Source organism: Bacillus sp. 204(2023) (genome assembly GCF_037027505.1).
GTDB classification, from domain to species: Bacteria; Bacillota; Bacilli; order Bacillales; family Bacillaceae; genus Bacillus; species Bacillus subtilis.
Window position 1 is genome coordinate 1 of the sequence record NZ_JAXCHE010000032.1, and the last position, 255, is coordinate 255.

A 255-nucleotide genomic window follows, 5' to 3' on the forward strand; every position below is an offset into this window, starting at 1 on the left:
TCAGACTTAAGAAACCGCCTGCGAGCCCTTTACGCCCAATAATTCCGGACAACGCTTGCCACCTACGTATTACCGCGGCTGCTGGCACGTAGTTAGCCGTGGCTTTCTGGTTAGGTACCGTCAAGGTACCGCCCTATTCGAACGGTACTTGTTCTTCCCTAACAACAGAGCTTTACGATCCGAAAACCTTCATCACTCACGCGGCGTTGCTCCGTCAGACTTTCGTCCATTGCGGAAGATTCCCTACTGCTGCCT

General features: G+C 52.9%; 1 rRNA gene. It reads right to left on the reverse strand.

Annotated elements, in window-relative coordinates:
• A 16S ribosomal RNA gene (locus WA279_RS20835) occupies nt 1-255 on the reverse strand; the annotation flags it as partial.